Genomic DNA, 21,649 nt, shown 5'->3' with positions numbered 1-21,649 from the left:
ATTCGATTGTCTTATACCTAAGAGTATAACACAAAAATTAGTTAAGTTTACCCTTCAAAGCTGCCAAAACACCAAACGGATTATCTCGTTTTTCTTCAACAACTTCTTCTTGGGCAGGTTGATGCTTATGCTCACAAGACGCATGTCTTGGTGACAAAGGAATCAACAATAACAATTCATCTTCTATGAGAGAAAGTAAATCAGCGGTTGCAGGTGCATCAAATGAACCTTTTGTCGTTGCTTCACTCTCACCTAAGACGATGAAATCAGCATCCTCATCCAAGCGCTCTATCAGTGACTCATCATCGACTAAAGCCAGATGAAAGTCCAATTCGAGAGGTAATTCAACAGTATCCAAACAACGTTGGCATTCCATTGGAACCTTCGTTTCAACACTACCATCAAGCCAAACGATACGATGATACGCATCCATTGATAGCTTACAGTCTATATTGATCAATTGATTATCAATTGACCCAACAGCTTCACGGGATATACGAACAAAGCGCGACAATGGCAGTGTACCTGACCATGTGAAGCCCTGTTCAGCCCATTTAAACGGCTCAATCTGTGCCGGAAAGGTATTTGCTGACATAATTAAGGCGGCAATTCTACAAATTCATAAGTACTCTGTCAAAGATTAAGATACAATTTTGCACTTATTCAGACAGATCATTTGGGTTAATCAAGTCATGCATCAGTTGCAGCCGCAACCTGAAGTCACAACTTCATTACAGTTACACTATCCTTCGACCTCAAATTTGACCGATCACTTAGACCGCGTGCAACTCGCACCTTGGGTAAATCTGCAAACAGAAGCTCAACAGGTAGACTGGCTTATCTTACACTTTAATCATTGGTTTTCCCACTTAAATGTCACATTAGTCAAAGGCGACTTTGAACCTGAATACTTCCCTGCCTCAGACCAACAACCTGCTCGCATCCAATTCGCACATGGATTTTTCAATAGTGCTTTACATGAAATAAGCCATTGGACAATCGCAGGAGATCATCGTCGCACTCTTCCTGATCTTGGCTATTGGTACGCACCAGATGGTCGAACTGCTGAACAACAAGCCCTATTTGAACAAGTCGAAATTAAACCTCAAGCAATTGAATGGATGTTTTCCACAGCCTTTAGTCGAAAATTCCGCGTTTCTCTGGACAATTTAACGGGTGAAGGTGGTGATGGGCAGTCTTTTAAAGACAATGTTTATGCTCAAGTACAACGCTATTTTTCAGGTGAAGCTCAGCTTCCAAGAGATGCTCAACACTTTATTCAGTGCATCTGTAAGTGTCTCAGAAGTGGCAAAACATTACATTTGCATGAATTTTCTCGTGCATCGCTAGATTAAGTCTAGTAAATATATACTCATGACATTGAAGTGAATGTCCATGCACGCAATAATACGAAAAAATAATCAGGAGAAAATAAAATGCTTCATTTAAGAGTACATCCTGACAATCCACAATCTCGACTTATTACTCAAGCAGTAGAAAGAATACGTGCAGGCGATGTCGTGGTTTATCCAACAGATGCAGCCTATGCCATCGGATGCCAAATTGGTAATAAGCAAGCGATGGAACGAATTGCTCAAATCCGTGATCTTGGTGCTAAGCATCAATATGCGATCTTATGTGCGGATCTCTCAGATATTGCAACGTATGCAAAAGTGGATAATGCAACTTATCGTTTGCTTAAAAATAACACACCTGCGATTACCACCTTTATTTTGCAAGCGACAAGTGAAGTCCCTCGTCGCTTGATGCACCCCAAAAAGAAAACCATTGGTTTACGTGTACCGAGCAACCCAGTCTGTCAAATGCTTCTTAAAGAGTTGGGTGAACCTTTACTCACCAGCACCCTGATTCTTCCAGGTCAAACTGAGCCTTTGGATGATCCATATGAAATAGAACAACAATTAAGTAAAAGAATTGATGTTTTTATTGATAGTGGACTTGGTACATTAACTACGACAAGTATTGTTGATCTCTCAGGAAGTCAACCTGAAATTATCCGCCGTGGCGTGGGTGATGTGAGTGCTTTTGAGTAAAATGCCTCACCATTCATCTCTCTTTATTTGATTTACGCTGATTTTTCGTTATAGATTGCTTGGAGGGTCTTTATTTGTTGACCCTCTTGCGTAAAGTTGCTTGGTTCAAGCCAAGCTAAATAACTTTCTTTTAAAGTCAGCCACTCTTCATCCAACATTGAAAACCAAAGCGTGTTTCGGTTTCTTCCCTTGACCACTTTATGTTGTCTAAACATTCCTTCATATTGAAAACCGAATCGTAGTGCGGCTTTTTTGGAAGCTAAGTTCAACTCATGACACTTCCACTCTATACGCCTAAATCCTAAAGTAAAACACTCATTCAACAGTAAAAATAATACTTCTGTAGCAGCTCTAGACCGTTTTAAATCTGCTGAGAAGTATACATTCCCAATTTCAACCACTCCATCATCCAACCCGATATTCATCAATGCGATCCACCCCACTGGTTTGTTCGCTATGCGAATAACATAATAAATATTCCCTTGTGTACCAAATTGCGATGAGAGTTTATATGACAAGTCTTCAATCGAAGTTGGCGCTTCGTAAGGCAAATAGGTAAAGCTTGAAATAAACTCGTCTGTAATCTTAATTGGGAATAGATTTCTCGCAAGCTCTTCAATATTTTCAATTAAATTTAAAGGATATAAATTTACATACGTTCCACTCAACGCTTTGAATGAGTTTATAGGGTGAGTATTTGAGTGAACTTTTATACCTACACTTTGTTTATATACATTTTGTTCTACTTTTTGAAAATTATTCATACTCTTTTACTTCTCGTCGAACACACGCTAACAATGAATACCAGTTTACATTTATCAATTAAAACACTAAATACATCCATATAACCTTAAAAAATACCACCTATTTATTTCAATTTTTTTATCGTAAAACTGCGGATAAAGATATATTCAGCACTCGATTTAATTTAGAATACCCATATTGTTTTTATGCTATTCGAATCACTGTCCTTTTACTGATTTCGATATGTGATCTCCTGAATCGCCCAACATGCTTTTGAAAATTCGCGTGGCTAATAATTGTAATGACTCAAGCTATCCATAATCCCATGGACGCACTTCCACACATCCGTGTTTTAGATGAGTGGCAAGATACGATTCCTGAAGATTTATATATACCGCCTGCAGCATTCGAAATTCTATTAGAACATTTCGAAGGACCACTCGACTTTTTAATTTACCTCATCCAAAAAAATGGTTTCGATCTACTTCAGCTCGATATAGCTCCGATTGCAACGCAATATTTGTCATATATTGACAGTATGAAGTCACTCAATATTGAGTTAACCGCAGATTATATGGTGATGGCGGCATTATTAGCAGATTTAAAATCACGCTTACTGCTGCCTAAACCTAAATCAATCCAAATTGAAAAAGATCCAAAACAAGAATTAATAGATCGCTTAGAGACATATTTAAGGATCAAGCAAGCTGCTGAGCGTCTCGGTCAAATGCCTATTTTGGACCGTGATACTTTTCTACCCAACGTTAGCCTTGGACAAATTAATACAGTAAATGAGGGTTATGAAGCCTCTCTTCTGCGCGATGCTATGTTTTGTATTTTTAATCGCCCAGAGCCTGTTACACACCAGATTACTCAAGAACCTGTTTTGCTTGAAGAACGTATTGCCTATATTGAACAGATGACAAAATCAGGTGAGGTTTTGAAATTTGATCAACTTTTAAAACCAAGTCAAGGTCGTATGGGGTTAGTGGTGACGTTTATGGCAATATTAGAGCTAACACGTCAGCAAAAAGTTCAAATTATTGCATCAGGTATTGAAGCCCCGCTGGCAATTCAAGGGGTAATGATATGACCATTGATCAATCAAACTCCTTTCAAGTTGATGAGTTACACCACGAAGTGCTCATGCAGCTCGAAGCTATTATTTTTGCCAGTGAAGCGCCTGTTTCTATTGCACGCTTGAAAGAGGCATTTCAAAACCAATTTTCCAAACAACAACTGCGCGCATATTTGCAACAGCTTGCAGTGTTACAACACGGTCGTTCAATTGAGCTGACTGAAACAGCTCAAGGTTTTCGCTTTCAAGTTCGTGCTAAGTATCGACAAGTGATTGCACAAACTTGGCCAGAACGTCCAACTAAATTATCACCATCATTGTTAGAAACTCTAGCAGTGATTGCTTATCATCAGCCCGTTACCCGAGCCGATATTGAGCAAATTCGAGGAGTCACGAATAACAGTCAGCAACTCAGAACGTTATTCGATTGGAACTGGATTAAAGAGTCTGGTTTCCGGGAACTTCCAGGAAGACCCGCGTTGTTGGTTACAACGCCACAATTTTTAAATGCTTTTGGTTTAAGTGATTTAAATCAACTGCCTCCCCTACAGGATGCCAAGGAAGCTTTTATGGCATTGGATGCTCACGCACCCAAGTCGTAAATAGGTGAACTGTTGATGATTATTTCTAAGGTTATGCTGTTATGAGTGAAAAATTGCAAAAGGTATTGGCACGTGTAGGTTTGGGTTCTCGCCGCTATATGGAAGAAGTCATTGCTGCCGGTCGTGTTAGTGTCAACGGTCAAGTTGCTCAAGTAGGTGAACGTATCGAACCAACCGATGAGCTTCGTATCGATGGTCGTAAAGTACAGTTCCAAATTGAAGATGAAATCCGTCGTCGTGTATTGATTTACTACAAACCTGAAGGTGAAATCTGTTCACGTAACGACCCTGAAAATCGCCCAACTGTATTTGATCAATTACCATCAATTCCGGGTGATCGTTGGGTCATGGTTGGTCGTTTAGATATCAACTCAACAGGATTATTACTTTTCACAAACGATGGCGAGCTTGCAAACCGCTTAATGCATCCATCTAGTGAAATTGAACGCGAATACGCTGTACGTGTGATGGGTGAAGTGACCCCTCAACTGAAAAAGAACATGACAGATGGTGTCATGCTCGATGATGGTCCAGCAAAATTTGAGTCATTCTCTGAAATTGGTGGTGAAGGGATTAACCGTTGGTATCAAGTGGTTGTAAAAGAAGGACGTAACCGTGAAGTACGCCGCATCTTTGAATCACAAGGCTTGAAAGTCAGCCGTCTATTACGTACACGTTATGGTACAGTCATTCTGCCACGTGAATTACGTACAGGTCGTTGGATTGAACTTGATAAAAATGACATTGATAACTTAACTAAGTCTGTTGAGCTCAAACCACGTCAAGGTACTGGTCTTTACGGTATGGCGAAACGCCGCAATGAACGTATGCAAGAGAAACCACTTGCAGCACGTCGTGGTGGTTATTTACGCCAACAACGCCGTGACGAAGGCGAGCATCAAGAACCACGCCGTGACTTCCGTCAAGGTGGTGCTGATCAAAGCCGCAGTGATAATCGATTTAACAATCGCGCACCGCGTCAAGAAGGCTCAGAAAACCGTTTCAATGCACGTGCACCACGTCAAGAAGGATTTGAGAATCGATTCAACAATCGTGCCCCTCGCACTGAAAATCAGGATTTCCGCAATAAACGTCCTGAAAACAAAGGTGAAGTAAACGGCAATTCTGTTGATTACAAACCACGCAACGAAAATAAATTCGGTCAACGCAAACCTTTTGGTATTAACAAAGGCTTTAAGAAGTTCTAATTTTGAAATCCCTAAAAAAACCGCTCAATAGAGCGGTTTTTTTCATTTATTCAATAACAGGAATATCAAACCATTTAGCAGATGGAAAATGTTGTGATAAATACTTTTTTAAGTAGGTAGATGTATCACGTGAAATAAGCTCATCGTCAGATTCAGCATTCAAATTATATGCTAGAGCATATAACTCAAGCCCACGATGCTTCAGTGCCTCTAAGCTCAACAAAGTATGGTTGATGCTTCCCAAACGCCCCGAACTCACCAAAATTATGGGATATTTTTTATCCACCAAATAATCAATGGTTAAATATTGTGTTGTTAGAGGGACCATCAAGCCACCCGCCCCTTCAAGTAAAACAACTTCATATGAAGAGGACAACTGTTGAGTCGCTTGTTCAATTTTAGCGAAATCAATACTTCGCCCATCTATACGTGTCGCTAAGTGAGGCGATGCAGGATAACTGAAAATTTCAGGCATAGTGAGTTTTTGAGTATCTTCCTCTAACCAACCACATCCCATAATTTCACGATGTTTTTCAATATCTTCAGAAACATCCACATTACCCGTTTGAATTAATTTCTGAGTAATGACATTCCGCCCTTGTTCACGCCAAATTTTTGCCAAATAACCAGTGACGTATGTTTTTCCAATTCCAGTATCAATACCGCTCACAAAGTAGATTTGAGCACTCATGACTTACTCCGTGCGATAAAAAATATAGGGTGATACGTTAAAGGATATACAAGATTCTCTTGCTCATCAGTCGCAATAAATTGTCGGTAACCTAGATAAAACTGATTCAAACTTTCCTTCGTCCAACGAAATCCCTGTGAGGTTGCCGTCACACCTGTGGCCTGTAAATGTTTTAGGACCAATTTTGGGTGCGCGAAGTGTAATTGAGCCAATTGTTGTTCACAGTGCATCACTTCAAATCCGTTCTGCTCTAGTAAGCTTTTAATTTGGCTTTGATCAAAATATTTTAATCCTTGTCCAGTTAAGGATTTAATTTCTTTTAAGTTCTGAGGCCCATAAGTTGAAAAGCAAAAATAACCATTGGGCTTTAAAGCCGAATAAATTTTCTGTATCAATCTTTCAAACTCAGACATCCACTGTAATGCAGAGCTTGAGGCACATAAATCAAGGTCTTTGGGTAACTCAATTTTTTCGACATCACCAATACGCCACTCGACAGGCTGATGATGACTGATGGTATGCTCAACATCAGCATATAAATCATTCAAAATGACTTGATCCATTTTAAAATGATGAAGCATCTCTTGAGTTAGATTTCCAGTTCCACATCCAATTTCAAATACTTTAGCAAGCTCAGAAGATGAAACATAAAGACGCATCAGCTCGCTTAAATGTTTCGCTACATTTTGTTGAATACGTGCCTGATCTGCATAAGTCCAATGCGATTTTGCAAATCGAGTAGCAATCATTTCTTTTTGAATAAATTTGTTCAACATAGAGTCATTCATAATTGTTCTTTCAAACGCTCCAATTCATCTTGATTCAGCTGAGAATTCATACAAATTCTCAGGCGTGAACTTCCTTGTGGAACCGTTGGTGGCCGAACCGGCAAAATATAAAAACCAGATTGTTGTAATTGTTGTGCGCGCTCAAGTGCACGCTGAGAATCACCTAAAATTAAAGGAATAATCTGCGAGCTTGAAGGACATTCGTAACCTTGCTCAAGAATATATTGACGCAGTTGCAGACTCAAATCACTTAAATGAGCACGTTGCTCCTGCATTTTTTTCATTTTATTCCAAATAAAATGCGTCCAAGCCATGTTGATGGGTGGTTGTGCGGTACTAAAAATCAAAGAGCGCATTTTGTTGATTAAATAATCTTTTAAGATTGGATGACACACAATGTATCCACCAACAGATGCGAGTGCTTTCCCAAATGTTCCTACCAAGAAATCGATATCATCTATGACAGCATATTGTTCAGCACAACCGAGCCCTTGCTCTCCCCGAACACCAATAGCATGTGCTTCATCAACATATAACATGATTTTACTGAACTGATATTTCAGACTCACCAACGCAGTTAAATCAGTTTCATCACCATCCATACTAAAAATTGATTCAGTTACCACAATGATTCTTTGATACAAGGGATCATCATGATATTGCTCGATCAATTGCTTTAAATGAAGCAGATCATTATGTCGATAACGTATCAGCTTCGCTTTACTTAAGCGAATCCCATCAATCATGCTGGCGTGAATCAATTTATCCGAGAGAATTAAAGTTTGACTATCAGCAATCGCAGGCAGAATACCAATATTCATGTGATAGCCACTGTTGAATAACAGAACTGCCCTTTGATTGAATGATTGACTCATGTCATATTCAAATTGCTCATATTCAGGATAATTTCCTGTGAGTAACCTTGAAGATGAAGAGCTCATTCTTTTTGAATCTGCTGAACAGTGATCAAAAAATGCTTCTCTTATTTGTAGATCTGACGCAATCCCTAAATAATCATTACTCGATAGATTCAACATTCTTTGTTGCTGAAGCTCAACCCATTTTCCATGCTGAACGATGGATTTAAACTGCCGAAAATTTCCAGTTTGTTTTAATGAGTCTAACTGCTCTGCGTAGTAGTCCAACAGATTCATCTCATTTCCTCTGCAAGTTCCATCACAACACTCACCAACTGCGTTAGTAACTCAGTAAGTTCGACATCTGAAATCACAAAAGGTGGCATGACATAAACTAATTTTCCAAAAGGACGAATCCACACGCCTCGTTCTACGAAACGCTGTTGCAGCGTTTTCATATCAACATTTTGTTTAAGCTCAACAACACCGATAGCACCGAGCACACGAACATCTTGAATATGCGCTTGATCATCTAATCTATGTAAATAATGTTTTAGAATTTGCTCTATTCTTTGAATATTGGACTGCCAATCTTGTGACAATAAAAGCTCAGTACTCTTTAAGGCGACAGCACAAGCCAAGGGGTTCGCCATAAATGTAGGTCCATGCATAAATACGCCAGCTTCACCAGAGCTGATCACTTCAGCGACATGTCGTGTGGTCAGTGTTGCAGATAAAGTCATATACCCACCGGTCAGCGCCTTACCAATACACATGATGTCTGGTTCAACTTGAGCGTGTTCCCAAGCAAATAATTTACCTGTTCGCCCAAACCCCGTGGCAATTTCATCAAATATCATTAACACCTGATATTGATCGCATAGCCTCTTGGCTTCGCGTAAATATTCAGGATGATAGAAACGCATGCCTCCAGCACCTTGCACAATCGGCTCAATAATCATGGCAGCGATAGTGGCATGATGGTTTTTTAAAGTTTCTGCCAATACAAGAATATCTGCTGGATTCCAATCTTCATCAAATCGAGTCTGCGGTGCAGGAACAAAATAACGAGAAGGTAAACTAGAACCAAAGACCTGATGCATCCCAGTAACTGGATCACATACTGACATTGCATTCCATGTATCACCATGGTAACCAGAACGCGTCGTGATAAAACTGGTTTTATCTTTCTTATTTTGTGCGGTCCAATATTGAACTGCCATCTTTAGTGCGACTTCAACAGCGACAGAACCTGAGTCCGCATAGAATATTTTATCTAATTGAGGTGGTGTAATTTTTAATAATGCCTTCCCTAATTCAATCGCAGGATCATGAGTAAGCCCACCAAACATAATGTGTGACATGTGCTGCAATTGATCCGACACAGCTTGATTAAGTTGAGGATGGTTATATCCGTGAATGGCACACCACCAAGATGACATACCATCAATGAGTTGACGGCCATCTTCAAGTTCAATCATCACCCCTGTAGCCTTTTTTACTTTATATGTCGGCAGTGGGTTTAACATCGAAGTATAAGGGTGCCATAAGTGTGCTAAATCGAATTCGTCAACCATCCTGGAAGAATTTCCTTATTAATCTAGACAGAGCATAACGCGAATTATTTTTGTTATGAATTGCCTGATTAGACAATATTCATCAGGATTTCTCATTCTTTCTTAGATATTGAACGATTTTGTCACTTAGTTGTGTAGCTCTAAAAATTGAAAAGCAGTGAGAGCCTGGGATAATTTCGAATTTAAAAAACTTTGCATCTATCTTTCGGATATTATCTAGAACTTTGTTACTAACTAATCCATCATCATCAGCAAATACATGTAATTGTTTTCCGACATAATTTTTCAATATCTCGACAGTATTAAGATGATATAGTAAATCCAAGCCCTGCTTTTTTAAATCTAGCTCTTCACTCGTAATTGAATTTTGCAAAGATTGCCAATCTTGTTTAGCAGTTTGGCTGCCCTGTGAGACCAGATAACAAAATCGCTTTAAAGTGGTCATGGGGTCATTTTCAAAAGACTCTCTAAAACTTTGAAAAGTAGAAAGCGGCATACCTGTAGACCAGCGTTCATTGGCAACGAAGCAAGGATTCGATGCTAAAGTAATTAACGTTTTTGCCTGACCTGAAAGCTCGAAAACCTTTTGGGTGAGCAATGTTGCTAATTGCCCGCCTAAAGACCACCCTATAATGACATCGACTTTTTTAGCTAACTCAACATGTTTAGATAATTCAACAGGGTCGAGTGCATTAAAGATATTAATCAGATCGATTTGAAATCCTGCCATATCCAAAGCAGTTTTTAAGTTTTCGAGTGGTTTTGTTCCGAGTCCCCAACCGGTAATTAATAAGATTTTACTCATGATTGCCAATCCTTAGCTGATCGTTTTCGGTCAGTATATAAAGCCAAGCACAATAACTCATTGAGCAAATCATTCAATTTCACTTTGATTTTTAGATAATTATTAAAAATGAGTCAATTTAAGCAAAATTGAGATATAAAAAAACCCAGCCTTGCTGGGTTTTAACTTACATTTGAGACTGAATATAGTTTTGTAAACCAATTAGTTCAATTAAGCGAAGCTGTTTTTCCAACCAATAAGTATGATCTTCTTCGGTATCCGACATTTGTTGACGCAACATATCACGTGTCACGTAATCGCCTTTTTCCTCACAAAGCTTTACACCTTGCGCTAATTTTTCACGCACTTCGTACTCAAGCTTTAAATCAGCTTTTAAACATGAAACGACGTCTTCACCTACTTCAATATCATCACGACTCATATTCGGTGTACCTTCCAAGAATAAGACACGGCGAATAATAGCATCAGCATGTTGTGCTTCTTCTTGCATTTCGTGATCGATACGCTCAAAAATCTTAGTGAGACCCCAATCTTCATACATACGTGAATGAATGAGATATTGATCACGAGCAGCCAGTTCACCACCGATCAACATATTTAAGTAATCTACGACTTCTGGATTGCCACGCATTTCAATCACTCCATTCTTTAATAGCAACATTATGAACAATCAGAGCTTATTTTGCAAAAAATATAATGTGTAAGTTTATGATTTTTATATAATTAAAATGAGAAACATACGCATTTGCAGTTTGAATCACTTATTTTTTACTTAAAAAATAACCCCTTGCATACAGTTAAAAAAATTCGAGAGCAGTTTTAAACAAATTTTAGCTCTATTTAATTTTGTAACCAATCGAAGTGACTCTCATTACATTTGAGTTGATGTTGAAAATGATCAAGGACAAATCCTTTTTTTAATTTTAGAATGAATCTATTTGACCATCAGGCAATAACAATGATGACGACTACTGCCCCGATTTTGGTGACAGGTGCAACTGGCTATATTGCTGGTTGGGTAATTAAACAATTATTAGAACAAAGATACACCGTTCACGCCACTGTACGAGACTTAACTAAAAGTTCAAGTTTTCAACATTTAGAACAAATCGCATCTCAAACTTCAGGCGCTTTAAAGTTATTTCAAGCAAATCTCTTAGAAGAAGGTTCGTTTGATGAAGCAATGAAAGACTGTGAAATTGTGATCCATATGGCGTCACCTTTTTTAGTGACTAACTTTAAAGATCCAGTCACAGACTTGATTGACCCTGCACTAAAAGGTACGACCAATGTACTGAACAGTGTCAATCGTACAGATACAGTAAAACGTGTGGTTGTCACATCTAGTATTGCTTCAACTTATGGCGATGCAGTGGATATTTTGAAAACTGAGCAGAACCAGTTTGAAGAAAGCCATTGGAATACCACCAGTAGTGCCGAACACCAACCTTATTTTTACTCTAAAGTCGCAGCAGAACGCAAAGCATGGGATATGCAAAAGGCACAATCTCGATGGAATTTAGTGTGTATCAATCCCTCATTGGTTGTTGGACCATCACTCACACCTTCTACACAATCTGGAAGTGTTGAAGTCATTCAACAATTTGGAAATGGCATGACTTTATTTGGTGTTCCTCCAATGTGGAATGGGTTAGTCGATGTTCGAGATGTCGCTCATGCGCATATCCAAGCAGCACTTCACCCTAAAGCACATGGACGATATATTATTAATGCTAAAACGATGACGCTACTCGAAATGGCTAAAACATTACGACAACATTTTGGTGGACGCTATCCTTTCCCACGAATGATTGCCCCCAAGTTTTTATTCAAATTACTCGCTCCTCTGTTCGGCTATACGCGAAAATTCGTTGACTTGAATGTGGGTTACCCCATTTACTTCAATGCTGAGCGTAGTAAGCAAGAATTAGGCATGCAATATCGTGACGTTGAGACAAGTATCGTAGAACATTTTCAACAGCTACTTGACGATGGCATTATCAAAAAACGTGGTTAATATCTAATTACTCAAGAAAAAAGGGCATCTATTGATGCCCTTCGTTATGTGCAAGATACACTTAAGACTCAGGTTCAGTGAGCTGACCATGCTCAATCATAAATGCAATAAACTCAGCTTCATTCATCACCGGAATACCTAGTTTTTCTGCTTTTTCAAGTTTGGAACCTGCCTTTTCACCAGCAACCAAGCATTTCGTTTTACTGGATACACTACCACTCACACGTGCACCTAATGCCTGTAAGAGTTGAGTCGCTTCATCTCGTCCCATACTGCTTAAAGTACCAGTCACCACCCAGCTCTCACCATTTAAAGGTTGTCGAGTCGGTGCTATCGGTGCATCCCAATGAATTCCAGCCTCAATTAATCGATTTAATACTTCAATATTATGTTCAGCTTTGAAAAAGTCTAATATCCATTCTGCAGTAATATCACCTACATCAGGGGTTTTCTTCAATGCTTCTAAATCAGCAGATTTCAGCGCATCTAAAGTCTGGAAAGTATTGGCTAACATTCGAGCCGTAGTCTCGCCTACTCCTCGAATGCCTAGTGCGTAAATAAATGCCGCTAATGTTGTTTTTTTACTACTTTCAATTGAGTCTATGAGATTTTGTACAGATTTCTCACCCATTTTTTCAATAGTCAGTAATTTTTCACGATGCTCGTGCAAGTGATAAATATCTGCAACATCTTTGAGGAGTTCAAGATGTAATAAAGACTCAACCCAACGATCACCCAAACCTTCGATGTCCATTGCTTTACGTGATACAAAATGACGGATCGCCTCTATACGCTGTGCCGCACAATAAAGCCCCCCTGAACATCGTGCTAAAGCTTCGCCTTCGGGCATCACAACTGGAGAAGCACATACAGGACATTGTTCTGGCAATTGAATTTCAGTGGTTTCTAGAGGTCGAAATTCTGGCCAAACCTTTTCAACTTTAGGAATAACATCTCCGCTACGATAGACACTCACCGTATCTCCAACGCGCACGTCCAAGCGATGTATTTCACCAATATTATGTAAAGTCACGTTTGATACTGTGACTCCGCCAACCGATACAGGATTTAATCGCGCTACAGGCGTTAAAGTACCTGTACGCCCTACCTGCCAATCAATATTTTCAACCGTTGTTAGCGCAGCCACTGCAGGGAACTTATATGCTGTTGCCCATCGAGGTTCACGACTTAAAAAGCCTAATTGTTGTTGTTGCTTCAAATCATTGACTTTGATCACCATCCCGTCAATTTCAACTGACAGGTTTGGACGCTCCTGATTTACAGATTCATAAGCCGCTTGAACCTCTTCAATACTGTCACAAACAAAATGTTTTTCCCCAACAGCAAAGCCCAACTGTTCAAGCCAATTTAAGCTCTCTGACATCGTGTTCAGACCATGATGTGGCATGCATTGCGCAATACCATAAGCATAGAATGCAAGTGGTCGTGATGCTGCTATGGTCGGATCAAGTTGACGCAAACTCCCTGCTGCTGCATTTCTTGGGTTAGCAAAAGTTTTCTCACCTTTGGCCTCATTTTCAGCATTTAACTTTACAAATCCAGCTTTAGGCATTAGTACTTCGCCACGAACTTCTAACAACGCTGGTGGTACACCTTGAGACATCATGAGTACTTTAGGCAAATTACGAATTGTTTTTACATTTTGGGTTATGACTTCTCCTGTTTCACCATCCCCACGTGTAACCGCTCGAATCAACACACCGTGTTCATACCATAGCGAGATCGCAAGCCCATCAAATTTAAGTTCGACGTCGTATTGGATTTTTTGGTTCGGTAAACGCTCTTCAATTCTGCGTGCAAAGGCAAAAAGTTCATCCTGATTAAACACATTACCCAAAGACAACATTGGAACAGTATGTGTAATATTTTCAAACTTAGATAAAGGTTTATCACCCACTTTATTGGTCGGTGTATCCGCCTGTACTAAATCAGGATATTGTTCTTCTAAGTTTTTTAGTTGATGAAACAATTGATCATATTCACTGTCTTCAATCATCGGCTGATCCATCACATAATAAGCATGGTTATGCCGAGCCAGTAATTGAATGAGTTGGCGCATTTGCGCAACGACAGCGTTCTGATCCATATTTTCACCATATAAAAGGGCGGAAAATTCCGCCCAATAATTTCAACCTAAACAGTATAAATGACTTTACACAAATTCAGTAAGTCACCTAGGGATTAAACAGCTTGACCTGATCTATAGTCGATCGCTTTATGGCGCCAGTGTTCTTTTAACTGCGGTGTAAATTCAAGATTATTTTCGTCATAGACGGTACCATCTGTTTCACGTGCAATAAGCCCTGCAATACTAACCATACTGTCATAGCCTTTTTGAACATTATGATGCGGTAATGCTAAGAAGAATGCTAAACCTTGAACTTGTTCACCGGATAATGTTTCTAAATCGAAACCTGCAGGACCCTGATCTGTGATTCTGAGTACGGAAAACAGCAATGGGCTGACTGCATCAGGAGTTTCATAACGATGGAAACAGTTCATTTCGCCAAAGCGCAATCCATATTTCATTAACACTTTCAAAGCTTTATCACCTGAAAGTGCTTTTCGAGGGTTCGGATACATATTCAAACTAATAATGTATTCGGCATTTGCTAAAGCACTTTCATCATCAAAACGTTGCTGTTCATGTAAATGCACATCCAAGATGCTGCTTTCCTCTTCAAATTCTTTGATTTCAGCAGTTTGAATATTCGGATTTAATACAAAACTTGGCTCAACTTTTTTAGAGTCTTCAATTGTAGTTTCTACGATTGAATCTTTGGAAATAAGATCTGCACTTTGAGTGTCTGTTACACCATCAATCGACTGAGCTTTACTCTCGACTGTTTCTGTATTTTTTTCTAGTGGGTCAGTCTCAGTGCTGTCCGAGTTTTTACTGGAGTCGAGCAGAGATTTACTTTCTTTCTCTGCAAGGTCTACTGAAGTATTCAGTTGCACTGTATCTACCACTTCTACAGTTTTTTGAATATTTTCAGGCGTCTTTGTAGCATGCTGATCAGCTGTTTGATCCACTCGAGCCACATCACTCGCTTCAATGTCTTTCAAACTTGGTTCTACACGCTCAGAAGAAGCCAATGGTGCGGCTTGCGCCTGTAAAAGACTACGAACATGACGAGGAATGACGGGTTGATTACATTGTTCATTTATATGTAATTCAGCATCTAATGACGGTGCTGCATCACTCGGCTTGCGCAGGATCATAAACAACCCTATGCAACAGATCACGATTGCGATCACAATTCCGATAATGGTACTGATTTCCATATTAAGACTCCGCAGCTAAACCGTATTCTTTCGCTTCTTCTAGATCAACAGTGACTAACTTCGATGTTCCTGGCTCAGGCATTGTTACACCAAGTAAGTCAGTAGCCATCGTCATCGCAACTTTATTGTGTGTAATGTAAATGAATTGGACCTGTTCAGAAAGCTCTTTTACTAAATTACAAAAACGTCCAACATTTGCATCATCTAACGGTGCATCAACCTCATCCAATACACAAAATGGTGCTGGATTCAGTCGAAATATAGCAAAAACTAATGCTAGTGCTGTTAGTGCTTTTTCACCGCCTGATAACAATGCTAAAGAACTATTTCGCTTTCCTGGTGGTCGAGCCATTAGCTTTACACCAGATTGCCAATCATCTTCTAAACTTAAACTTGCTTCACCACCATTAAACACCTTTGGGAATAAGTTTTGCAATTCCGCATTTACTTGATCAAAGGTAGTCATGAATAGCTTTTTAGTTTCTTGATCAATGCTTTTCATCGCATCCTTTAATTGTGCGACTGTTTTTTCAAGATCTTCAATTTGATGGCTTAAATCTTCATAGCGCTTTGATACTTCTTCATACTCTTCTGAAGCTGCTAAGTTCACAGCGCCTATTTTGTCAAACTGACGCTGTGCCTGCTCTAACTGCTGTTGGTGCTGACTCAAATCAATTTTCACATTTTCTAATAATTCTGCATTAAGCTCTTTTAATTGTTCAGCATAATGTTGTAAATCAGATTTAGCCACTTGCCATGCTAAACGCTTCTCTTCTAACTGGGTTCTAAAGTGCTCATCACTTTGCTGATGATTTAACCGTAGCTCCGTCAATTTTTGTTGCTTAGACTGTATTTCATTAAGTTCGACTTGCCATGAGGACCAAGTCTTTTGTAACTTTTCAGTCTGCTGCTTTTGAACCTCATATTGGCTTTGCAAAGTGGGTAATTCTAATTGAATCGGATCCACGAAATTTTTAGCTTGTGTAATTTGAGTGATGATCTGCTGATATTGCGTTTTTAGAAAACTTGCATCTTTTTCCAACAGCTCAATTTGTTGCTGATTTTGCGTATGAGTACGGCGGTTTGTTTCTAACTCTTGTTGTTTTTTGTAGACTAAGTCCTGAAGATGCTCAACCTGATCATTCAATTCTTCAACTTGAAACTCTAAGGTTTTGTAGTGTGGAAGATTGTGTTCAATTTTAAGCATCAATGCATGTAAATCGATTTCCAAATCATCTTTTTGCATCGCATCTTCTTCAAGCTGCGCATCAAGTTGAGCAATTTGTGACTCGATGTGTAGATTTTGCGACTCGAAAGCCTGCTGAGCCATTTGCTGTTTTGCAATCTTCACTTCAACTTGGTGAGCAAGGGCTTGATGATTTTTTAACGCTTTTTGCAACTCCGTACATTCACTATTTTTTTGTTCAAGCTTTAATTGCATCTCAGCGAGTTCGAGCGTCATTGACTCATGCGCTTTCACCATTTGTGTCAACTCTGAATCAATTTCATCTAATCGAATTCGGTGGCTAAGTGCTCCTTGAGCATCTTGACTCGACTCATCAAAGTACAGACCAATCATCCAGTCAGGACCCATATGATAGCCATCCAAACTTAAAATAGACTCACCTTGTTTTAATTGAGGCTGTAATTGAAGCGCCTGCTCAAAATCTTGAGCTATCGCAACGTTTAACCATAATGAGTTTTGGGGGAAATCAATCCAGCTCGCTAATGTGGGTAAACCAAGTACAGTCCCAGATACATCTTGCTGAATAACTTTTAATTGACGGGCAGATTCGGTCTGAAATAAATCTTCACTCTTTAACGTATTCGCATGCAGCCACTTTGACAGAAATTTTTCGACCAATGCTGCAAATGGTTTCGCCTGATCTTTTAGCTTCAAAATTTGCATTAAAGGATCATTGCTCTTCGATGCATGTCGACTGACTTTCACCACAAGCTGTTGTAATTGTTTTTGTTCAGATTTCAAAATCTGTATGTGTGAATTCAAATCTGTGCATTTACTTTTTTGCTCAGTCAATGAGATTTGATCACGTTTCAATTGAGTTTCTAATTTCTCAATTCTTTCTTCTAGACGAACGATTTCAATCTGTACATCATTTTTTTCATGCAGGAGATTGTCAATATCATCCTGTTCATACTGTGCTTGATTTTGAGATTTTTGTTCGAGCAAAGTTTGTTTTTGCTGCTCAATTCGAAGCACATTTTTAGCCAATTGATCACTCTGCGCCAACATTTGTGCACGTTGCTGTTGTTGCTTTTCAACCAATGCTTTTATTTCAGAAAATGATTTTTGCGCTTCAAGTTGCTTTGCCTTCAGCTCATTGAATTGTTGTAAATCAAGCTGTGCATTTGATTCAGTATCACTCAATGTTGTTGCTTGATGTTCTTGCTGGAGGATCAAATCTTCCAACTGAATATCAATCAGTTGCATCCGCTCTTTGGTTTGTATTTTTTGCTCTTCAAGCTGCTTTAAAGTTAAAGTATTTTGAGCAAACAATTGCTGTTTTTGATCCAAATTGGCTTGTAATTCAGCCAGCTTTTTTTCAGCTTGTTGCCATTCTTGCTGAAGTGGTGTGGATTGTTGCATTAATCGCTGAAATAACTCATTTGTTGCTGTTAAATCATGCTCAACAGTGGTGAGTTCAGAACGAACAAGCTTAAATTGCTCACCCAATTCAGTCATTTCAGTTGTATATTCTTGTTGAATTCGTTCACTTTGATGGCATTGAAATGAAAGTATCTCAACTTTCAAAGTTCGAATTTCAGTCTCTAAAGCTTTATATTGAAGTGCAGCTTCTGCTTGACGCTTTAGTGTCTTTAATTGGGATTTTAATTCAACAGCAATGTCATTTAGACGACTTAAATTTTGATGAGTATGTTCTAAATGTTGCATCGTCTCACGACGACGTGCTTGATAACGTGATACTCCAGCAGCTTCTTCGATATAAACGCGCATTTCATCTGGTTTTGCATCGACCAAACGGTTAATCATGCCTTGTTCAATAATCGCATACGAACGAGGACCTAAGCCTGTTCCTAAAAAAATATCTGTAATATCACGGCGGCGGCATTTTGTACCATTAAGAAAATATTCAGATTTACCATCGCGATTGACTTGGCGACGTACCGCCAACTCACTATAAGCGTTATATGCTCCACCTAATTTTCCATAGGTATTTTCGAAGCGTAATTCTACACTCGCCATTCCCACTGGTTTACGCTTTGCTGTCCCAGTAAAAATGACATCCTGCATACTTCCACCACGTAACTGGCGTGCGCTTGACTCTCCCATCACCCATCGGATTGCATCGATGACGTTGGATTTACCACAACCATTTGGTCCCACGACTGCGGTACGGTTGGCTTTAAATTGTAAGGTGCTGCTATCCGCAAAAGATTTAAAGCCAGAGAGTTTTAAGCTGCTTAATCGCATAGTGTCCTGATTATCTGCGCGATCTCCGCGCCCAAGCTAGTTCAATTTGTTTCATTCGTGTCAGTGACTCTAACACTAGATTGCGCAAGTGTCGGCAAAAATCTTCCATAAATAAAGTAGCTTGTTGTGATTTTCGGATCAAAATTGCATCGATCACGAGCTTAATTAATTCAAGTGCTTCTTGGAGCTCTCTACGCGAAGTATTTAAGGTTAAAAAATAACTACGACGTATAGATGGCAACAGTTCGCGATAAAACTTCATTAAGTAAGGGTTGGCTACCATATCTTGTTGCTTAGCTAAAAATTGAAATACACCATCGTAAAATTTTTCAGTATTACTTTGTTTAACTTGTTCAATTAAATATTGCAAAAGTTGCTGAAGCGCCTCAGCTTCATGATTACGCCAAGTTTCACTCATACGCTGGACGATCTGCCCTAACATAAGAGCACTCGTATCAAATAAAGCTCGCACTTGTTGGGCAGACATTTCTGACACAATTGCGCCGCGTCTTGGATAAATTTCAATTAAATGCGTGCGTTCAAGTAATAATAAAGCTTCACGTACCGAACCTCGACTCACGTCTAATTCTTTAGCGATACGCAATTCTTGTATACGTTCACCTTCGACCAATTCGCCACTAATAATCTGTTCACTTATATGTCTGGCTATTTGCTCTGAAAGGCTGTCCACTTCTTCCAATTGCATAATATTCCTATTTATTTTTTTACTCACACTTCATCAAGCATGATGCTATTTTATTGTTTTTATACCAATAGCATCATACTGACTATGTCTTTGTCTGACAATTTATCAAATTTTTAAGTCAATACACATCATTATTTTCGAGAATGATTTGGCATATTTTTCTCAAAATACGCCTTGATAAATAAAATAAATCCCTACAGTTGTAAGCAAAGATGCAAAACATTTTTTCAACATCGCTGCTGACAGTTTATGTGCAACTTTTGCTCCTACTTTTGCGGTGATAAAACTCATTACACTAATGCCAATGAATGCATAAACATGAACATATCCAATGGCATTTTCGATTTCAGCAGGTGCTTTTTGTCCGTAGAACATAAATCCAAATGCACCTGCTAAAGCAATCGGCAGTCCACATGCAGCAGATGTTGCAACAGCTTTTTGCATCACCACCCCATGATGATTTAAATAAGGTACGGTTAAACTTCCTCCACCGATCCCAAAAATTGCTGAAGCCACCCCAATTCCACTTCCCGCAGCCAATTGAGCAGGTACAGAAGGTAGTTGCTTAGATTGATCGACCACCACATTAGCACCACGGAACATACGGTATGCAACCCAAATTGCGAAACAACCGATAATCAATTGCAGCATTGGTCCAGAGATAATACTGGCCAATCCAGCACCAAAAAATGAACCCAGTACCAAACCTGGCGCTAAATTTTTAAATACTGACCATAGCACTGCACCTTTTTTATGATGTGCCATAACTGAGCTAATCGATGTGACCACAATCGTAGCTAATGATGTTCCAAGCGCCATGTGCATAATGACAGTTGGGTCATAACCCATTTGGGTAAATACAATAAATAAAATGGGTACGATGATTAATCCACCGCCCACGCCAAACAACCCTGCAGTAAAACCAGCGATTGCACCAATAGCTAAATATATGATTAACTCCATAAATCTTTTACTCTTCTCAGATTCAACATGGATTTAGAGACTCGCCACCTCAGTCAGCTTTTAACTGAAGCTCAACAACTTCCAGAAGTTTTACTGTTAAAACAGAGCACCACTTCAACCAATGATGAAGTACGCGCACTCATCAAAAAAGGTGTACAGGGTATTCTTGTATGCAGTGAGACTCAAACTCAGGGACGTGGACAACATCAACGACAATGGGTTTCCCCAGTCGGGAATATTTATTTAAGCACATTGCTAGAAACCAAAACACCCTTAGATGGTCGACTATCCCTTGAGATTGCACTTAATATTTTGCAAATTCCTTCATTTAAGTCATTGGATCATTTACAAATCAAATGGCCAAATGACCTTTATAGTGCGCAAGGCAAATGGGGTGGCATTTTGGTAGAGCCTGTAACCCCACATCAGGCGATTGTTGGTGTTGGTATTAATTTATTGCCTGTTTCTGATGCAGCAATCGAACAGCAAACCACATCAATCATGCAATTGGGTTTAGCTCATCCAAATCGAATTAAGATTATTTCAGAGCTTTATCTCGCAATCATGCAAGCTGGACAATGGTTTGAGCATGGAAGTTATAACCTCTCGGGACGTTTCAATCACTATGCTGCTTTTATGAATCAGACTGTAGAGTTTGAGCAAGTGAATAAAACAGTACAAGGTATCTTTAAAGGTATTGGAGATGATGGTCGAATTAATATTTTGACTGAACAAGGTTTAATCGGTTTGTATCAAGGGCGTTTACGCTTAAAAAAATAAAGAAAAGATAGGTCAGCGA

Annotated in this window: 20 protein-coding genes; 7 read left to right on the top strand and 13 right to left on the bottom strand. The window is 39.2% G+C overall.

Annotation, left to right across the window (positions count from 1 at the left end):
* Window positions 1-37: 37 nt before the first annotated feature.
* Window positions 38-595 carry a YceD family protein gene (locus tag AC1M87_RS09650; RefSeq protein WP_035269208.1) on the bottom strand — a complete coding sequence of 186 codons (558 nt, stop codon included), beginning with the start codon at window positions 593-595 and terminating at the stop codon, window positions 38-40.
* Window positions 596-692: 97 nt separating this feature from the next.
* Between AC1M87_RS09650 and AC1M87_RS09645 the strand changes: the two genes are divergently transcribed.
* Complete coding sequence (locus tag AC1M87_RS09645) at window positions 693-1,355, top strand: elongation factor P hydroxylase (protein WP_035269210.1); 663 nt, start codon at window positions 693-695, stop codon at window positions 1,353-1,355.
* An 81-nt stretch (window positions 1,356-1,436) separates the two neighbouring features.
* A complete protein-coding gene (locus tag AC1M87_RS09640; protein WP_035269212.1) occupies window positions 1,437-2,054 on the top strand; it encodes an L-threonylcarbamoyladenylate synthase in 618 nt (205 codons plus the stop codon).
* A gap of 32 nt (window positions 2,055-2,086) precedes the next feature.
* Here AC1M87_RS09640 and AC1M87_RS09635 read toward each other — a convergent pair whose 3' ends face one another.
* The gene (locus AC1M87_RS09635; RefSeq protein WP_035269215.1) at window positions 2,087-2,818 is read right to left on the bottom strand and encodes a GNAT family N-acetyltransferase; all 732 of its coding nucleotides are present in this window, start codon (window positions 2,816-2,818) and stop codon (window positions 2,087-2,089) included.
* 281 nt (window positions 2,819-3,099) lie between these two features.
* On the opposite strand from AC1M87_RS09635, the gene AC1M87_RS09630 reads away from it, so the two are divergent.
* The 3 genes from AC1M87_RS09630 to rluB are packed head-to-tail and all read left to right on the top strand — an operon-like array spanning window position 3,100 to window position 5,686.
* Entirely contained in the window at window positions 3,100-3,891 is a 792-nt protein-coding gene (locus AC1M87_RS09630) for a segregation and condensation protein A (protein ID WP_035269217.1), read from the top strand.
* Window positions 3,888-4,478 (top strand): SMC-Scp complex subunit ScpB, encoded by a 591-nt coding sequence (gene scpB / locus AC1M87_RS09625; protein WP_035269219.1) that lies wholly within the window; start codon window positions 3,888-3,890, stop codon window positions 4,476-4,478. Before AC1M87_RS09630 ends, scpB begins: the two co-directional genes overlap by 4 nt.
* A 41-nt stretch (window positions 4,479-4,519) precedes the next feature.
* Window positions 4,520-5,686, top strand: coding sequence for a 23S rRNA pseudouridine(2605) synthase RluB (gene rluB / locus AC1M87_RS09620; protein WP_081403293.1), 1,167 nt, complete (start codon window positions 4,520-4,522; stop codon window positions 5,684-5,686).
* A gap of 46 nt (window positions 5,687-5,732) precedes the next feature.
* Here the strand turns inward: rluB and bioD are convergent, their stop codons facing one another.
* The 6 genes from bioD to ftn form a co-directional block, all read right to left on the bottom strand.
* On the bottom strand, window positions 5,733-6,377 hold the full coding sequence (gene bioD / locus AC1M87_RS09615; protein WP_035269221.1) for a dethiobiotin synthase: 645 nt from the start codon (window positions 6,375-6,377) through the stop codon (window positions 5,733-5,735).
* Window positions 6,374-7,165: a malonyl-ACP O-methyltransferase BioC gene (bioC, locus tag AC1M87_RS09610; protein WP_228133285.1), complete on the bottom strand. Its 792-nt coding sequence runs from the start codon at window positions 7,163-7,165 to the stop codon at window positions 6,374-6,376. The genes bioD and bioC overlap by 4 nt, the downstream gene beginning before the upstream one ends.
* Window positions 7,162-8,319: an 8-amino-7-oxononanoate synthase gene (locus AC1M87_RS09605; protein WP_035269224.1), complete on the bottom strand. Its 1,158-nt coding sequence runs from the start codon at window positions 8,317-8,319 to the stop codon at window positions 7,162-7,164. Before AC1M87_RS09605 ends, bioC begins: the two co-directional genes overlap by 4 nt.
* Window positions 8,316-9,599 carry an adenosylmethionine--8-amino-7-oxononanoate transaminase gene (bioA, locus tag AC1M87_RS09600; RefSeq protein WP_035269226.1) on the bottom strand — a complete coding sequence of 428 codons (1,284 nt, stop codon included), beginning with the start codon at window positions 9,597-9,599 and terminating at the stop codon, window positions 8,316-8,318. The genes AC1M87_RS09605 and bioA overlap by 4 nt, the downstream gene beginning before the upstream one ends.
* An 82-nt stretch (window positions 9,600-9,681) precedes the next feature.
* On the bottom strand, window positions 9,682-10,407 hold the full coding sequence (locus tag AC1M87_RS09595) for an alpha/beta hydrolase family protein (protein WP_212771600.1): 726 nt from the start codon (window positions 10,405-10,407) through the stop codon (window positions 9,682-9,684).
* Between the two features lie 163 nt (window positions 10,408-10,570).
* Window positions 10,571-11,035: a heteropolymeric bacterioferritin subunit Ftn gene (gene ftn / locus AC1M87_RS09590; RefSeq protein WP_035269243.1), complete on the bottom strand. Its 465-nt coding sequence runs from the start codon at window positions 11,033-11,035 to the stop codon at window positions 10,571-10,573.
* A 321-nt stretch (window positions 11,036-11,356) separates the two neighbouring features.
* On the opposite strand from ftn, the gene AC1M87_RS09585 reads away from it, so the two are divergent.
* A complete protein-coding gene (locus AC1M87_RS09585) occupies window positions 11,357-12,421 on the top strand; it encodes an SDR family oxidoreductase (protein ID WP_481593577.1) in 1,065 nt (354 codons plus the stop codon).
* A 61-nt stretch (window positions 12,422-12,482) separates the two neighbouring features.
* On the opposite strand, the gene ligA is transcribed toward AC1M87_RS09585, so the two are convergent.
* The 5 genes from ligA to AC1M87_RS09560 form a co-directional block, all read right to left on the bottom strand.
* Window positions 12,483-14,528: an NAD-dependent DNA ligase LigA gene (gene ligA / locus AC1M87_RS09580; protein ID WP_481593573.1), complete on the bottom strand. Its 2,046-nt coding sequence runs from the start codon at window positions 14,526-14,528 to the stop codon at window positions 12,483-12,485.
* Between the two features lie 95 nt (window positions 14,529-14,623).
* On the bottom strand, window positions 14,624-15,727 hold the full coding sequence (locus AC1M87_RS09575; RefSeq protein WP_035269249.1) for a cell division protein ZipA C-terminal FtsZ-binding domain-containing protein: 1,104 nt from the start codon (window positions 15,725-15,727) through the stop codon (window positions 14,624-14,626).
* Between the two features lies 1 nt (window position 15,728).
* Complete coding sequence (smc, locus tag AC1M87_RS09570; RefSeq protein ID WP_035269251.1) at window positions 15,729-19,181, bottom strand: chromosome segregation protein SMC; 3,453 nt, start codon at window positions 19,179-19,181, stop codon at window positions 15,729-15,731.
* Between the two features lie 10 nt (window positions 19,182-19,191).
* Entirely contained in the window at window positions 19,192-19,887 is a 696-nt protein-coding gene (locus tag AC1M87_RS09565) for a GntR family transcriptional regulator (RefSeq protein WP_035269253.1), read from the bottom strand.
* Between the two features lie 162 nt (window positions 19,888-20,049).
* A complete protein-coding gene (locus AC1M87_RS09560) occupies window positions 20,050-20,850 on the bottom strand; it encodes a sulfite exporter TauE/SafE family protein (protein WP_481593572.1) in 801 nt (266 codons plus the stop codon).
* 27 nt (window positions 20,851-20,877) lie between these two features.
* On the opposite strand from AC1M87_RS09560, the gene AC1M87_RS09555 reads away from it, so the two are divergent.
* Window positions 20,878-21,630 (top strand): biotin--[acetyl-CoA-carboxylase] ligase, encoded by a 753-nt coding sequence (locus AC1M87_RS09555; protein WP_092767469.1) that lies wholly within the window; start codon window positions 20,878-20,880, stop codon window positions 21,628-21,630.
* Window positions 21,631-21,649 lie beyond the last annotated feature (19 nt).

The sequence above is a fragment of the Acinetobacter sp. 24-47-62 genome, assembly GCF_056779765.1.
The sequence above is the reverse complement of the archived record's forward strand: the minus strand, read 5'-3'. Positions and strand labels throughout refer to the sequence as shown.

What these genes read in the sequence shown, in the direction of transcription:
- AC1M87_RS09650 (WP_035269208.1), bottom strand. Translation starts at nt 595, where the DNA reads ATGTCAGCAAATACCTTTCCGGCACAGATTGAGCCGTTTAAATGGGCT.
- AC1M87_RS09645 (WP_035269210.1), top strand. Translation starts at nt 693, where the DNA reads ATGCATCAGTTGCAGCCGCAACCTGAAGTCACAACTTCATTACAGTTA.
- AC1M87_RS09640 (WP_035269212.1), top strand. Translation starts at nt 1,437, where the DNA reads ATGCTTCATTTAAGAGTACATCCTGACAATCCACAATCTCGACTTATT.
- AC1M87_RS09635 (WP_035269215.1), bottom strand. Translation starts at nt 2,818, where the DNA reads ATGAATAATTTTCAAAAAGTAGAACAAAATGTATATAAACAAAGTGTA.
- AC1M87_RS09630 (WP_035269217.1), top strand. Translation starts at nt 3,100, where the DNA reads ATGACTCAAGCTATCCATAATCCCATGGACGCACTTCCACACATCCGT.
- scpB (WP_035269219.1), top strand. Translation starts at nt 3,888, where the DNA reads ATGACCATTGATCAATCAAACTCCTTTCAAGTTGATGAGTTACACCAC.
- rluB (WP_081403293.1), top strand. Translation starts at nt 4,520, where the DNA reads ATGAGTGAAAAATTGCAAAAGGTATTGGCACGTGTAGGTTTGGGTTCT.
- bioD (WP_035269221.1), bottom strand. Translation starts at nt 6,377, where the DNA reads ATGAGTGCTCAAATCTACTTTGTGAGCGGTATTGATACTGGAATTGGA.
- bioC (WP_228133285.1), bottom strand. Translation starts at nt 7,165, where the DNA reads ATGAATGACTCTATGTTGAACAAATTTATTCAAAAAGAAATGATTGCT.
- AC1M87_RS09605 (WP_035269224.1), bottom strand. Translation starts at nt 8,319, where the DNA reads ATGAATCTGTTGGACTACTACGCAGAGCAGTTAGACTCATTAAAACAA.
- bioA (WP_035269226.1), bottom strand. Translation starts at nt 9,599, where the DNA reads ATGGTTGACGAATTCGATTTAGCACACTTATGGCACCCTTATACTTCG.
- ftn (WP_035269243.1), bottom strand. Translation starts at nt 11,035, where the DNA reads ATGCGTGGCAATCCAGAAGTCGTAGATTACTTAAATATGTTGATCGGT.
- ligA (WP_481593573.1), bottom strand. Translation starts at nt 14,528, where the DNA reads ATGGATCAGAACGCTGTCGTTGCGCAAATGCGCCAACTCATTCAATTA.
- AC1M87_RS09575 (WP_035269249.1), bottom strand. Translation starts at nt 15,727, where the DNA reads ATGGAAATCAGTACCATTATCGGAATTGTGATCGCAATCGTGATCTGT.
- smc (WP_035269251.1), bottom strand. Translation starts at nt 19,181, where the DNA reads ATGCGATTAAGCAGCTTAAAACTCTCTGGCTTTAAATCTTTTGCGGAT.
- AC1M87_RS09565 (WP_035269253.1), bottom strand. Translation starts at nt 19,887, where the DNA reads ATGCAATTGGAAGAAGTGGACAGCCTTTCAGAGCAAATAGCCAGACAT.
- AC1M87_RS09560 (WP_481593572.1), bottom strand. Translation starts at nt 20,850, where the DNA reads ATGGAGTTAATCATATATTTAGCTATTGGTGCAATCGCTGGTTTTACT.
- AC1M87_RS09555 (WP_092767469.1), top strand. Translation starts at nt 20,878, where the DNA reads ATGGATTTAGAGACTCGCCACCTCAGTCAGCTTTTAACTGAAGCTCAA.